Origin of the sequence: Streptomyces luteosporeus (assembly GCF_039532865.1) — a bacterium.
GTDB lineage: Bacteria > Actinomycetota > Actinomycetes > Streptomycetales > Streptomycetaceae > Streptomyces > Streptomyces luteosporeus.
The window spans coordinates 50,217-63,842 of record NZ_BAAASL010000003.1; the positions used below are offsets into that span (position 1 = coordinate 50,217).

10 protein-coding genes are annotated in these 13,626 nt (G+C 74.5%); 6 read left to right on the forward strand and 4 right to left on the reverse strand.

Annotated features, from left to right (window positions below):
• Positions 1 to 16: 16 nt before the first annotated feature.
• Complete coding sequence (locus ABD361_RS04365) at positions 17 to 1,447, reverse strand: lipase maturation factor family protein (RefSeq protein ID WP_344433330.1); 1,431 nt, start codon at positions 1,445 to 1,447, stop codon at positions 17 to 19.
• Between the two features lie 80 nt (positions 1,448 to 1,527).
• Between ABD361_RS04365 and ABD361_RS04370 the strand changes: the two genes are divergently transcribed.
• From ABD361_RS04370 to ABD361_RS04395, 6 genes are all read left to right on the forward strand, one after another.
• Positions 1,528 to 3,621, forward strand: a complete 2,094-nt coding sequence (locus tag ABD361_RS04370) for a SpoIIE family protein phosphatase (protein WP_344433331.1) — start codon at positions 1,528 to 1,530, stop codon at positions 3,619 to 3,621.
• Between the two features lie 120 nt (positions 3,622 to 3,741).
• Positions 3,742 to 5,628, forward strand: coding sequence for a methylmalonyl-CoA mutase family protein (locus ABD361_RS04375; protein WP_344433333.1), 1,887 nt, complete (start codon positions 3,742 to 3,744; stop codon positions 5,626 to 5,628).
• Positions 5,628 to 7,829, forward strand: a complete 2,202-nt coding sequence (scpA, locus tag ABD361_RS04380; protein WP_344433334.1) for a methylmalonyl-CoA mutase — start codon at positions 5,628 to 5,630, stop codon at positions 7,827 to 7,829. Before ABD361_RS04375 ends, scpA begins: the two co-directional genes overlap by 1 nt.
• A gap of 4 nt (positions 7,830 to 7,833) precedes the next feature.
• Positions 7,834 to 8,820, forward strand: coding sequence for a methylmalonyl Co-A mutase-associated GTPase MeaB (gene meaB / locus ABD361_RS04385; RefSeq protein WP_344433335.1), 987 nt, complete (start codon positions 7,834 to 7,836; stop codon positions 8,818 to 8,820).
• Between the two features lie 87 nt (positions 8,821 to 8,907).
• The gene (locus ABD361_RS04390) at positions 8,908 to 9,747 is read left to right on the forward strand and encodes an ATP-grasp domain-containing protein (RefSeq protein WP_344433336.1); all 840 of its coding nucleotides are present in this window, start codon (positions 8,908 to 8,910) and stop codon (positions 9,745 to 9,747) included.
• Positions 9,744 to 10,574, forward strand: a complete 831-nt coding sequence (locus ABD361_RS04395) for an ATP-grasp domain-containing protein (RefSeq protein WP_344433337.1) — start codon at positions 9,744 to 9,746, stop codon at positions 10,572 to 10,574. The genes ABD361_RS04390 and ABD361_RS04395 overlap by 4 nt, the downstream gene beginning before the upstream one ends.
• Before the next feature lie 15 nt (positions 10,575 to 10,589).
• Here ABD361_RS04395 and ABD361_RS04400 read toward each other — a convergent pair whose 3' ends face one another.
• The 3 genes from ABD361_RS04400 to ABD361_RS04410 all read right to left on the reverse strand — a co-directional run bounded on the left by ABD361_RS04400 (position 10,590) and on the right by ABD361_RS04410 (position 13,564).
• Positions 10,590 to 11,291 carry an HAD family hydrolase gene (locus ABD361_RS04400; RefSeq protein ID WP_344433338.1) on the reverse strand — a complete coding sequence of 234 codons (702 nt, stop codon included), beginning with the start codon at positions 11,289 to 11,291 and terminating at the stop codon, positions 10,590 to 10,592.
• A gap of 262 nt (positions 11,292 to 11,553) precedes the next feature.
• A complete protein-coding gene (locus ABD361_RS04405) occupies positions 11,554 to 12,489 on the reverse strand; it encodes a M56 family metallopeptidase (protein WP_344433339.1) in 936 nt (311 codons plus the stop codon).
• 103 nt (positions 12,490 to 12,592) lie between these two features.
• Entirely contained in the window at positions 12,593 to 13,564 is a 972-nt protein-coding gene (locus ABD361_RS04410; RefSeq protein WP_344433340.1) for a pirin family protein, read from the reverse strand.
• Between the last annotated feature and the right edge of the window lie 62 nt (positions 13,565 to 13,626).

Sequence of the window (13,626 nt, forward strand, 5' to 3'; positions counted from 1 at the left end):
CGCCCCTACGGGGCGCTCAAGGCCGGCTCAGCCGCGTGGGCGGAAGGAATTCTCCCTGCAGCGTGCGGTGCCACCAGGCACCCGTCTCCCGCAGCTCGCGCCAGGTCGTGAAGCGGTACCGGTACAGCCGGGCCCGTACGTGGGTCGGCGGGTCGCCGGGGAACGGGTTGTGCCGCAGGAGGCGCAGGGTCGCCGGGTCGCCCGTCAGCAGCCGTTCGACGAAGGGACCGAACCACTCCCGCGCGTACCCCGGTGAGATCCCGGCGAACCACATGAGCCAGTCGAGTCGCAGGTGGTACGGGGCGTACTGGCGCGGCAGCCGCCCCACCGCGCCGGGCTTGCCCTTGAAGCCGTACTCCCGCCAGACGGTCGTGGCGGTCGGCACCGGCTCGTCCGTGCCCTCGACCACCACCTCGTAGCGGCTGCGGTTGATGCTGCCGAAGGCGCCGTAGGTGTTGACCAGGTGGAAGGCGTTGAACGACATGTTCATGCGCTGCTGCCGCGAGAGCAGGTTGCGCGCCGGCCACCAGCTCAGGACGGCCACCAGGGCGGTCGCGGCGAGCACCAGGGCCTCGTACCACAGGGGTGCGCCGCCGGCCGGGGCCGGCTGCGGCAGGGAGAACAGCTGGGCCATGGCCGAGCCGTCGACCGCGGAGAAGGCCAGGACGATGGTCACCCAGTTCAGCCAGGCGAAGTTGCCCGAGGCCACCAGCCACAGCTGGGTGACGATGATCAGCCCCGCCGCCACGCTCGCGTACGGCTGGGGGGTGAAGAGGCCGAAGGGCACGACGAGCTGTGCCACGTGGTTGGCGGCCGTCTCCACCCGGTGCAGCGGCTTGGGCAGGTGGTGGAAGAACCAGCTGAGCGGGCCGGGCATGGGCTGGGTCTCGTGGTGGTAGTACAGGCAGGTCAGGTCCCGCCAGCAGGGATCGCCGCGCAGTTTGATCAGGCCCGCGCCGAATTCGACGCGGAAGACCAGCCAGCGCATCAGCCACAGCACCAGCACCGGGGCGCCGGTGCGCGCGTTGCCGAGGAAGACGGCGAGGAAGCCGGCCTCCAGCAGCAGCGACTCCCAGCCGAAGCTGTACCAGGTCTGGCCCACGTTGACGATCGACAGGTACATGGCCCACAGCAGTGCCCACATCGCCATCGCCGCCCACAGCGGCACCGCGTCCGCGGCGCCCGCGAGGACCGCCGCGGACAGCAGCGTCCCGCTCCAGGACCAGGCGGCGAAGAAGCGGTCGGAGTAGTGCACGTGGAAGACACTGGGCGCCCGGCGCCAGGGGACGTACGCCAGGTAGCGGGGGACCGGCAGCATCCCCCGTGCGCCGATCAGCGCCCGGAACTGCAGGGCCGCGGCGAGGAAGGCGACCAGGTAGAGGGCCGCGAGGCCGCGCTGCAGCACCAGCCGGCTCAGCCCGTACCCGCCGGCCGTGAACCACTCCATGCCGGTATCCGTACCACCGGGCCGCCCGGCCGATCGCCGTCGCATCGAAGAAACCGATAAAAGGTGGCAAAGTTGCTCATATGGTTGATCGGGGAGCGACGACGCCTGCCGCCGTGCCGCCGCCGGAGGACTGGCCCGCCCGCCCGGAGACGGCCCTCGCCCTCAACCGGATGGGCAGCTTCGACTGGGACCTCGGCAGCGGCCGCATCCACCTGGACGAGCAGGCGCGCGAGGTGCTCGGCGTGCCGCCGGAGACCTTCCACGGCCACATCGACGAGCTGATCGGCCGGCTGCCGCGCACCGACGCCATGCGGGTGGACGGCGAGGTCGCCCGCGCCCTGAAGGACGGCAGCGAGATCTACGGCGTCTACTACCGGGTCCGGCTGCCCGGCGGCGGCCTGCGCTGGACGTACGCCCAGGGCCGCATCCGGCGCGACGAGACCGGCCGGCCCGGCCGCATCGTCGGCATCGTGCGCGACGCCACCGAGGAGCTGGGCCACGGCGCCCCGCGCGACGTGGACGACGACCGGCGTCACCAGACCACCGTCGTCGAGACCACCACCGCCGCCCTCGCCCACGCCCGCACCGTCCAGGACGTGATCGACTTCTTCAAGGACCCGCGCGCCGTCGAATACCTCGGCTCCGACCTGCTCGTCCTCGGCCTGGTCGACTCCGGCCGCATCCACCTCGTCGCCGAGGGGCCCTCCGAGCACTTCATCCCCGGCACCCGCTACACCCGCATCGACGACAACTTCCCCATGAGCGAGGTGATCCGCACCCTCGCCCCGCGCTTCATCGAGTCCCCCGAGGAGTTCGCCACCTGCTACCCCTGGCTGTACGAGCGCATCAGGGACATCGGCATCGCCTCGGCCGCCTACCTCCCGCTGATCGCCCAGGGCCGGGCCATCGGCGCCCTCGGCCTGCTCTACCGGGAGTCCCGCGGCTTCACCCGCCAGGAGCGCAACCTCTTCATCGCCCTCGGCAGCAGCCTGGCCCAGGCCATAGCCCGCGCCATGCTCTTCGACCAGGAACACGACCTCGCCGAGGGCCTGCAGCAGTCCATGCTGCCCCGCCGGCTGCCCGACGTCCCCGGCGCCCAGATCGCCGCCCGCTACCGCTCGGCCCGCATGGGCCGCGACATCGGCGGCGACTGGTACGACGCCATCCCGCTGCCCGGCGGCCGGGTCGGCGCCGTCATCGGCGACGTCCAGGGCCACGACACCCACGCCGCCGCCGTCATGGGCCAGCTGCGCATCGTGCTGCGCGCCTACGCCACCGAGGGCCACGCCCCCGCCACCGTCATGGCCCGCGCCTCCGTCTTCCTCCACGAACTGGAGACCGACCGCTTCGCCACCTGCACCTACGCCGAGGCCGACCTGGCCACCGGGGTCGTCCACCTCGTCCGCGCCGGCCACATGGACCCGGTGCTGCGCCACACCGACGGCACCTGCCGCCGGCTGCCGGTCTCCGGCGGCCTGCCGCTCGGGCTCTCCGCCGAGTTCGGCCGCCCCGACTACCCGGTCACCACCATGGAACTGGACCCGGGCGAGACGCTGCTGCTGTTCACCGACGGCCTGGTCGAACAGCCCGGCGCCGACCTCGACGAGGGCATGCAGCACCTGACCGACCTCGTCCGCAAGGGCCCCTACGACCTGGACGGGCTCGCCGACCTGCTGTGCGAGGACGTGGGCGAGCGGCTCGGCGAGGACGACATGGCCCTGTTGCTGCTGCGCCGGCACGGCCCGGCCACCCGCGGCGGCGGCCGCCTGCAGCAGCACATCGCCCCCGCCGACCCCGAGGCCCTCTCCGCCGGCCGGCACATGATCCGCGCCGCCGTGCGGGCCTGGGGCGCCCGCGAACGCGCCGACGAAATCGAGCTGGCCGCCGACGAGTTGGTCACCAACGCCCTGCTGCACACCGACGGGGCGGCGGTCGTGACGATCCGTATGCTCACCGGGCCCGTACGCCGCCTGCGCGTCGAGGTCGAGGACCGCTCCAGCGCCCTGCCCCGCCGCCGGGAACCGGGCGAATCCGGCGTCTCCGGCCGCGGCCTGATGCTCGTCGACCGCCTCGCCGACACCTGGGGCGTCGAACCGCGCGGTTCCGGAAAATCCGTCTGGTGCGAGTTCGTCGTGACCGACGGATACCGGGAGGAGGACCGGCCCGCCGATTGAGGCGGATGACTGAAGAACGGCTGAAGCGAACGGCGACCACGCGACCACGCCCCGGAAGAGGCCAAGGTCACAGCCGTTGCCCCTGCTGCCGGACGGGCCCGCTCCCCTAACGTTCCCCCCATGACGGTCCTGCCTGATGACGGCTTCGTCCTGGCCGCCGAATTCCCGCCCGCGACCCGCGAACAGTGGCAGCGCCTCGTCCAAGGGGTCCTCGCCAAGGCGGGCGGCACGGCGCAGGGCGCGGCTGCCGAGGACGCCCTGGCCACCGCCCTCGAGGACGGGCTGGTCACGCGCCCCCTCTACACCGCGGACGACGGCCGCGCCGCGGCCGCCGGCACCGGCTGGCCCGGCTTCCCGCCCTTCGTGCGCGGCGCCCGGCCCGAGGGCACCACCACCGGCTGGGACGTACGCCAGCACCACCGCGACCCCGACCCGCGCCGCACCAACGAGGCCGTCCTCGCCGACCTGGAGAACGGCGTCACCAGCCTGTGGCTGACCACCGGCGGGGCGCACCTGCCCGTCGAGGCCCTGCCCACCGCCCTCGACGGCGTCTACCTCGACCTCGCCCCCGTCGTCCTCGACGCCGGAGCCGAGTTCGAGGCCGCGGCCGGGCAGCTGCTGCGCCTGTACGACGAGCGCGCCCTGGCCCCCGGGGCCCCGCGCGGCAACCTCGGCGCCGACCCGCTGGGCACCCTGGCCCGCACCGGCACCGACGCCGACCCCACCGGCCCCCTCGCGGCCGCCGCCGCCCTCGCCGAGCGCTGCCTTGCGACCCGCCCCGGCGTGCGCGCCCTGACCGTCGACGCACTGCCCTACCACGAGGCCGGCGCGTCCCCCGCCCAGGAACTGGGCTGCTCCCTGGCCACCGGCGTCGCCTACCTGCGCGCCCTCACCGACGCCGGCCTCGGCGTCGAGCAGGCCCTGGCCCAGCTGGAGTTCCGCTACGCGGCCACCGCCGACCAGTTCGTGACCATCGCCAAACTGCGCGCCGCACGCCGCCTGTGGGCCCGCGTCGCCGAGGTCAGCGGCGCCGCACCCGCCGCCGGCGCCCAGCGCCAGCACGCCGTGACCTCCCCGGTGATGATGACCCGCCGCGACCCGTGGGTGAACATGCTGCGCACCACCGTCGCCTGCCTGGCCGCGGGCGTCGGCGGCGCGGAGGCGGTCACCGTCCTGCCCTTCGACCAGGCCCTCGGCCTGCCCGACGCCTTCGCCCGCCGCATCGCCCGCAACACCTCGTCGATCCTGCTGGAGGAGTCCCACCTCGCCCGCGTCGCCGACCCGGCCGGCGGCTCCTGGTACGTCGAGCGGCTCACCGACGAACTCGCCCACGCCGCCTGGGCCTTCTTCCAGGAACTCGAACGCGCCGGCGGCCAGGCCGCCGCGCTGCGCTCCGGGATGGTCGGCGAACGCCTCGCCGCCACCTGGGCCGAGCGCTCGCAGCGCCTGGCCACCCGCCGCGAACCGGTCACCGGCGTCAGCGAGTTCCCCCACCTCGCCGAGCAGCCCGTCCACCGCGAGCCCGCCCCCGCCGCCCCCGCGGGGGGCCTGCCCCGGGTGCGCCGCGACGAGGCGTACGAGGCCCTGCGGGCCCGCTCCGACGCCCACCTCGCCGCCACCGGCGCCCGCCCGCGCGTCCTGCTCGCCACCCTCGGCCCCGCCGCCGCGCACACCGGGCGCGCCACCTTCGCCGCCAACCTCTTCCAGGCCGGCGGCATCGAACCCGTCCAGGCCGCCGTCGACGCCGGCACCGCCGCCGGCGCCCTGGCGGACAGCGGCACCACGGTCGCCTGCCTGTGCTCCAGCGACGCCCTCTACGCCGAGCAGGCGCCCGCCGTCGCCGCCGCCCTCAAGGCGGCCGGCGCCACCCGCGTGCACCTCGCGGGGAAGGCCTCCGGCGCACAGCGGGAATCCTTCGAACTGGCCGGCGTCGACGCGTTCGTCTTCGCCGGCGGCGACGCCGTCGCCGTCCTCTCCTCCGTCCTGGACCACCTGGGAGTGGCGTGATGCGCATTCCGGACTTCTCCCGCATCGACCTGGGCACCCCCGGCGACGGCCCGGCCGACGCCGCCGCCTGGCGCTCGGCCCTGAAGGAGAGCACCGGCCACCGGGCCGAGGACCTGGTGTGGGAGACCCCCGAGGGCATCGGCGTCAAGCCGCTCTACGGCGCCGAGGACCTCGCCGGCCTGGACTTCCTCGGCACCTACCCGGGCATCGCGCCCTACCTGCGCGGCCCCTACCCGACGATGTACGTCAACCAGCCCTGGACCATCCGGCAGTACGCCGGCTTCTCCACGGCCGAGGAGTCCAACGCCTTCTACCGCCGCAACCTCGCGGCCGGCCAGAAGGGCCTGTCCGTCGCCTTCGACCTGCCCACCCACCGCGGCTACGACAGCGACCACCCGCGCGTGACCGGCGACGTGGGCATGGCCGGCGTCGCCATCGACTCCCTCTACGACATGCGGCAGCTGTTCGACGGCATCCCGCTGGACCGCATGACCGTCTCCATGACGATGAACGGCGCCGTGCTGCCCGTCCTCGCGCTGTACATCGTCGCCGCCGAGGAACAGGGCGTACCGCCCGAGAAGCTGGCCGGGACCATCCAGAACGACATCCTCAAGGAGTTCATGGTCCGCAACACCTACATCTATCCGCCCCGGCCCTCGATGCGGATCATCTCCGACATCTTCGCGTACACCTCGCAGAAGATGCCGCGCTACAACTCCATCTCCATCTCCGGCTACCACATCCAGGAAGCCGGTGCCACGGCCGACCTGGAGCTCGCCTACACCCTCGCCGACGGCGTGGAGTACCTGCGCGCCGGCCGCGACGCCGGCCTCGACGTCGACGCCTTCGCCCCCCGCCTGTCCTTCTTCTGGGCGATCGGCATGAACTTCTTCATGGAGATCGCCAAACTGCGGGCCGCCCGGCTGCTGTGGGCCAAGCTCGTCGCGCAGTTCGAGCCGAAGAACACCAAGTCGCTGTCGCTGCGCACCCATTCGCAGACCTCCGGCTGGTCGCTGACCGCCCAGGACGTCTTCAACAACGTCGCCCGCACCTGCGTCGAGGCCATGGCCGCCACCCAGGGCCACACCCAGTCCCTGCACACCAACGCCCTCGACGAGGCCCTGGCCCTGCCCACCGACTTCTCCGCCCGCATCGCCCGCAACACCCAGCTGCTGCTGCAGCAGGAATCCGGCACCTGCCGGGTCATCGACCCCTGGGGCGGCAGCGCCTACGTCGAACGCCTCACCCACGACCTCGCCCGCCGCGCCTGGCAGCACATCCAGGAGGTCGAGGCCGCCGGCGGCATGGCCCGGGCCATCGACGCCGGCATCCCCAAGATGCGCGTCGAGGAGGCCGCGGCCCGTACCCAGGCCCGCATCGACTCCGGCCGGCAGCCGGTCATCGGCGTCAACAAGTACCGGGTCGAGGCCGACGAGCAGATCGAGGTCCTCAAGGTCGACAACTCCTCCGTCCGCGCCCAGCAGATCGACAAGCTGCGCCGGCTGCGCGCCGAACGCGACGAGGCCGCCTGCCAGGACGCCCTGCGCGCCCTGACCAATGCCGCCGCGGCCACGCCCGGCCCCGGCCTGGACGGCAACCTGCTCGCCCTCGCCGTCGACGCCGCCCGCGCCAAGGCCACCGTCGGCGAGATCTCCGACGCCCTGGAGAAGGTCTACGGACGCCACGCCGGCCAGATCCGTACGATCTCCGGTGTGTACCGCGAAGAGGCAGGACAGTCGGCCGCCGTCGAACGCACCCGCACCCTGGTCGAGGCGTTCGAGCAGGAGGAGGGCCGCCGGCCGCGCATCCTGGTCGCCAAGATGGGCCAGGACGGCCACGACCGCGGCCAGAAGGTCATCGCCAGCGCCTTCGCCGACCTCGGCTTCGACGTCGACGTCGGCCCCCTCTTCCAGACCCCCGCCGAGGTCGCCCGGCAGGCGGTGGAGGCCGACGTGCACATCGTCGGCGTCTCCTCGCTGGCCGCCGGCCACCTCACGCTCGTCCCCGCCCTGCGGGAGGAGCTGGCGGAACAGGGCCGCGAGGACATCATGATCGTGGTGGGCGGCGTCATCCCGCCCCAGGACGTGCCGACCCTGCGCGAGATGGGCGCCGCCGCGGTCTTCCCGCCCGGCACGGTCATCCCCGACGCCGCCCACGACCTGCTGAAGACCCTCGCCGGGGTCCTCGGCCACGAGCTGTGATCGCATGGCCCGCGCGATAGACACCGACGTCTACGTCAAGGGCGTTCTCGACGGCAGCCGAGCCGCCGTCGCGCGCGCCATCACCCTCGTCGAGTCCAGCCGCGGCGACCACCGCGAGCACGCCCAGCGCATGCTCACCGAACTCCTGCCGCACGCCGGACGCGCCCGCCGCATCGGCGTCACCGGCGTGCCCGGCGTCGGCAAGTCCACCTTCATCGACGCCTTCGGCACCATGCTCACCGGCCTCGGCCACCGCGTCGCCGTGCTCGCCGTCGACCCCTCCTCCGGGCGCACCGGCGGCAGCATCCTCGGCGACAAGACCCGCATGGAGCGCCTGGCCGTCGACCCCGCCGCCTTCGTCCGCCCCTCGCCGACCGCCGGCACGCTCGGCGGCGTCGCCCGCGCCACGCGCGAGGCCATGGTGGTCATGGAGGCCGCCGGCTACGACGTGGTGCTCGTCGAAACGGTGGGCGTGGGCCAGTCCGAGACGGCCGTCGCCGGCATGGTCGACACCTTCCTGCTGCTCACCCTCGCCCGCACCGGCGACCAGCTCCAGGGCATCAAGAAGGGCGTCCTGGAACTGGCCGACGTCATCGCCGTCAACAAGGCCGACGGCCCCCACGAACGCGACGCGAAGGCCGCGGCGCGCGAACTGGCGGGCGCCCTGCGGCTCCTGCACGGCCCGGACGCCGCCTGGAACCCGCCCGTCCTCACCTGCAGCGGCCGCGAGGGCGCGGGCCTGGACGTGCTGTGGGAGCGCATCGAACAGCACCGCCGGGTCCTGGACGCCACGGGCGCGCTGGACGCGCGCCGCCAGAGCCAGCAGGTGGAGTGGGTCTGGAGCATGGTGCGCGACCAGCTCCTGACGGAGCTGCGGCAGCACGAAGGGGTACGGGCGCTGGCGCCGCACCTGGAGGAGTCGGTCCGCGCCGGCACCCTGCCGGCGAGCGTGGCGGCCCAGCGCCTCCTGCAGGCGTTCCGAGGCGAGTAGCCCACGGCCGCAGCACCCCCGGGTCCGGCCCCCGGCCGAACGTGGCATCCTGAGCCGTCACAGTTCGCCGGACCGAGGGTGCACCACATGAGACTCTGCTTCCTGGTGGAGGAGCAGTACCGGCACGACGGCATGCCGGTGGACGTCATCCGCCAACTCACCGCCTGGGGGCACCACGTGGACGTGCTGCGCCCCGGCAGCTCCCTGGTGCCGCTCTCCGAAGCGGTACGAACCGGGCAGCACGACGCATGGGTGCTCAAGACGGTCTCCGGCGGTCCGGGGCTGAGCCTTCTCGAAGCCGCCGCGGCCGTGGGCATGGTGACCGTCAACGACGCCCGTTCGATCCGCGCCGTGCGCGACAAGGTGCGGGCCGCGGTCGTGGCGGAGGCCCACGGGCTGCCGGTGCCGCCGACGTTCGCCGCCGCGGACGCCCGGCAGTTCGCGGAGCTGCCCGAGTCGCTGTTCCCGCTGGTCGTCAAGCCGGCCGACGGCAGTTCGGGCCGCGCCGTACGGCTCGTGACGTCCCCCGGCCGGCTGCCGCACACCGCCACCGGATCCCTGTTCATCGCCCAGCCCTACGTGCCCAACTCCGGCACCGACCTCAAGGTCTACTGCGTCGACGGCGAACTGCACGCCACCGAGCGCCGCAGCCCGCTGCACCCCGACCGGCCCGCCCACGAGCGCAACGTGCCGCTCGGCGCCGAGGTCGCAGCGATCGCCGCCGCGACCGGCGCCGCGTACGGCCTCGACCTGTACGGCGTGGACATCGTGCTGGGCCCCGACGGGCCCGTGGTCGTGGACGTCAACGACTTCCCCAGCTTCCGTCAGGTGCCGGACGCCGTCGCCAAGGTGTCCCAGGCCGTGCTGCGCCTCGCCGCACGGACGGACGCCGCACCCCTCACGCACGCGGCCGGCGGCCTCGCATGAGGATAGGCCTGCTCACCCCCGACCCCACGCACCCGCTGCTCGCCGAGACGACGGCCCTGCTGACGCCCGGCCACGAGGTGGAGTGGCTCGACCCGGGCACGTACGAGGGCCTGCCGGAGCCGGCCTCGCTCGCCGACGTCTACCTGCTCAAGACCCGCACGCCGCGCGCCCTGGAGCTGGCCCGGCACCTGGAGGCGCACGGCGCCCCCGTCATCAACTCCGCCGCGGCCACCGAGCTGTGCCAGGACCGCACCGCCATGGCGGAGGTCGCGCTGCGCGCCGGGCTGCCGTTCGTGACCACCCGCACCGAGCCGTCGCTGGCCGGGCTCGCCGCGGCCGGCGGGCCCACCGGGCCGGTGGTCGTCAAGAGCCGGCACAGCCGCCGCGGCGACCTGGTCGCCCTCGTCGACGGGCCGGAGCGGCTGCGGGAGCTGGCCGGGCAGTGGCCCGGGGAGCCCGTCGTCGTCCAGCCCTTCACCCCCAACGACGGCTGGGACCACAAACTGTGGGTGGTCGCGGACGAGGTCTTCGCCGCCCTGCGCCGCTCGGAACTGGCCCCGCCCGTACCCGGCCCGCGCACCCGCTCCTTCCCCCCGGCGGACCTGCCGCCCGGGTGGCTGGAGGCGGTGCGCCGGGTGGGCGAGGTCTTCGCGCTGGACGTCTACGGCGTCGACCTGCTGGACGCCGGCGGAGAGCCGGTGATCGTCGACATCAACGCCTTCCCCGGCATCCGCGGCCAGCAGGGCGCCCCCCGTGCGCTGGCCGCCCTGACCCTGCGCACGGCCACCGGCAGCCGCGGGCCCCGCGTCCCGGCGGTCAGCCCCTGACGGCCCGCGGAGCGGTCAGCCGCCCACCGCTTCGAGCACCGGCAGCAGGGCGTCGGGCCGCCGGTCCACCGGCAGGTGCTCCACCAGGTGCACCGCGCAGCCGATGCGGGCCGCCCCGCCGTCGTTGACCGCGTCGTCACCGACCATGAGCACCTCCTGCGGCGGCAGCCCCAGCGCCTCGCAGGCCGCGTGGAACAGCCGGGGGTCGGGCTTCTGCACGCCGTGCTCGTACGACAGCACGTAGACCTCCACCAGCGGGTCCAGGCCGTGTTCGCGGAAGACGGGGCGCAGGTCCCAGCCCACGTTGCTGACCACGGCGGTCCGCACGCCGCGCCGGCGCAACTCGCCGAGCACCGCGGCGGCGTCGGCGTACGGCCGCCACGCGCCGGGCTCCATGTGCCGCGCGTACAGCACCTCGTACAGCCCGGGCACCGGCATCGGCACGCGGCTCGCCATCGCGAAGTAGGCGGCCCGGTGCTCCTCGGCGCTGCTGTCGCGCCGCGCCCACACGGCGGCGAGCTCGCCGGGCACCTCGGCCGGCAGCGGTCCGCCCGGCTGTGCGCCCGCCTCCCGCAGACGGCGCACGAGACCGTCGAACTCGCCCGCCGGCAAGGCGGTCCCGGTCCGCTCCAGCGCGGCGCGCAGCCACGACGCGGTCGATTCGATGCACAGCAGGGTGCCGGAGAAGTCGAAGAGAACGCCCTTGGGGTGACTCATGGCAGTACTGTGCCACGGCGCCCCGTAGGGGGCGCCGTGGCCGTGCCGATCTGCGGCTACCGCCGCGGGGGCGCGACAAGCCAGGGCGCCCCGTAGGGGCGCGGGGAACTGCGCGACAAGCCACGACGCGCCCGCAGACGAAGTGCCGTTCCCGGGCCCGGGGTGGCATGTCGCCTGCGGGCCGTCGGTGGCTGATCGCGCAGTTCCCCGCGCCCCTACGGGGCGCCGTGGTGCCGCGTGACGAAGATCCGCCGGACAGGTCCTAGCCGCCGAGGGCGCTCAGGCCGGGGACGAAGGTCACCAGCACGGGGACGAACGGCACCAGCGACGCCACCGCCGTCAGTCGCAGCCGCTGCGGCACCGTCAGCCGGGGTGCGGGCGCCAGCAGGCGGTCGACGCGGTCGGGCAGCTGGGACAGGCCGGAGGCGCCGGGGCCGAAGACGCCGCGGTCCTCGTTGAGTTCGACCAGGGCCAGGGCGGTCGCCAGCCGGCCCGTGCGGCGGGAGGCGCAGTCGTCCGCCGCGAGCTCGACCAGGTGGTGCACCTGGTCGCGGAAGGCCGCGAAGACCGGCACCTGCGGGAAGCCGTCCGCCAGCGCGGCCGAGCAGTGCAGCAGCCAGTCGTGGCGGGCCCGGGCGTGGCCCTGTTCGTGGGCGAGCACGGCGTCCAGCTGCGAGCCGTCCAGCCGGCGCAGCGCCGCGGTGGTGATCACCAGCCGTGGTGCGGCGCCGCCGCGCAGCAGCCAGGCGTCCGGGCGGTCGCTCTCCAGCACCACCAGGCGCTCGCCGCCGCGCCGTTCGCCCGGCAGCCGCGGCGAGCGCACCCGCAGCTCCGCGCGCCGCCGGCGGCGCCGGGCCCGGCGCACCTCGCGGGTGAGCATCGCCGCCGTCCACAGGGCGCCGGTGGCCAGCAGGATGGCCAGGGGCGCGGCCCAGGAGCCGTACGCGCCCAGGGCGTAGGCCTCCATCACCCCGTGCGGTGCGAGGGCGAAGACGTGGCCGCGCACCGCCTCCCAGGCGGCGGCCGCGCTGAGCGCCATGGCGAGCGCGCAGCACAACAGGACGGCGGCCACCGCGCATTGCCACACCCACAGCGCCAGCACCGGTTCGCGTGCGGGCCAGTCGGCGCGGGTCAGGACGCGCGGGGCCAGGGCCGCGACGAGGGCGGCCAGGAGCAGCAGCGCGAGCGGGACCATCATGGGCGTGTGTACCCCCCGGACCGAAGTGATGGGTGCCTGCTGCGACCCTAGTGGCCGAACGGCCCGCGCGCAGTGGTCCCGCCCACGCCGGGGCCGGGCGGTTTCAGCGCACGCGCCCGCGCGGCTTGAGCGGGACGGGCGGCAGGGCGGGGGCGGCGAGGCGCGCGCCGTCGTAGCCGTGCACCTCGCCGAAGCGCGCGGGGCCGGACATCCACTCCTCGCGCGCCCGCACGATCTCGTCGTGCCCGCGGCCCACGAAGTTCCACCACATCACGATCCGCTCCTCGAACGGCTCGCCGCCCAGCAGCATGAACGCGCTGTCCACCGAGGTCCGCAGCGGCAGTTCCGTGCGCCCGCACCCCAGGTACAGCATCGATCCGGGGGCCAGCCGCACACCGTCGGCCTCCACCTCGCCGGACATCGTCAGCACCGCGTACTCGAAGTCGGGGTCGACCGGCAGCCGGGCCGACGTGCCGGCCGCGAGGGAGACGTCCGCGCCGACGAGGGGCGTGTACGCGGTGGCGGGCGAGGCCACGCCGGCCAGCTCCCCCATGAGCACGGTGGCGGCCAGGCCCTTGCCGCCCGTGACCCGCGGCAGCTCGGCGTGGTGCTCCCAGGCGGGCGCGGTGTGCCGGTGCGCCTCGGGCAGCGCCACCCACAGCTGCGCACCGTGCAGCAGCGGGGCGTGCTCGCGCGGCGACTCCTCCGAGTGGGCGATGCCGCGCCCCGACGTCATCAGCCCCAGCTGCCCCGGCCGCAGCGTCTGCGCGCTGCCCAGGCTGTCGCGGTGCAGGATCTCGCCGTCGTGCAGCCAGCTGACGGTCTGCAGGCCGGTGTGCGGGTGCGGCGGGACCTGCATGCCGGGCTCGTCCGCGATGTCGTCGGGCCCGTAGTGGTCGACGAAGCACCATGCCCCGACCATGCGCCTGCCCATGCTGGGCAGCAGCCGGCGCACGACGGTGCTCTCGCCCAGCGGCACGTTCTTGGCGGGCAGCAACTCCCGTACGGGGCCGCCCGGTACGTCACCGCGGCCGCCGCACGGGGTGGGGACGGGGCGGAGATCGAGATTGCTCATGGGCACACTGTGCCACGCGAAGGCCCCCGCCCGGCGGAAGCCGGAGCGGGGGCCCTGGGGAG

Coding starts and splice junctions, on each gene's coding strand:
- ABD361_RS04365 (WP_344433330.1), bottom strand. CDS start 1,447: ATGGAGTGGTTCACGGCCGGCGGGTACGGGCTGAGCCGGCTGGTGCTG.
- ABD361_RS04370 (WP_344433331.1), top strand. CDS start 1,528: ATGGTTGATCGGGGAGCGACGACGCCTGCCGCCGTGCCGCCGCCGGAG.
- ABD361_RS04375 (WP_344433333.1), top strand. CDS start 3,742: ATGACGGTCCTGCCTGATGACGGCTTCGTCCTGGCCGCCGAATTCCCG.
- scpA (WP_344433334.1), top strand. CDS start 5,628: ATGCGCATTCCGGACTTCTCCCGCATCGACCTGGGCACCCCCGGCGAC.
- meaB (WP_344433335.1), top strand. CDS start 7,834: ATGGCCCGCGCGATAGACACCGACGTCTACGTCAAGGGCGTTCTCGAC.
- ABD361_RS04390 (WP_344433336.1), top strand. CDS start 8,908: ATGAGACTCTGCTTCCTGGTGGAGGAGCAGTACCGGCACGACGGCATG.
- ABD361_RS04395 (WP_344433337.1), top strand. CDS start 9,744: ATGAGGATAGGCCTGCTCACCCCCGACCCCACGCACCCGCTGCTCGCC.
- ABD361_RS04400 (WP_344433338.1), bottom strand. CDS start 11,291: ATGAGTCACCCCAAGGGCGTTCTCTTCGACTTCTCCGGCACCCTGCTG.
- ABD361_RS04405 (WP_344433339.1), bottom strand. CDS start 12,489: ATGATGGTCCCGCTCGCGCTGCTGCTCCTGGCCGCCCTCGTCGCGGCC.
- ABD361_RS04410 (WP_344433340.1), bottom strand. CDS start 13,564: ATGAGCAATCTCGATCTCCGCCCCGTCCCCACCCCGTGCGGCGGCCGC.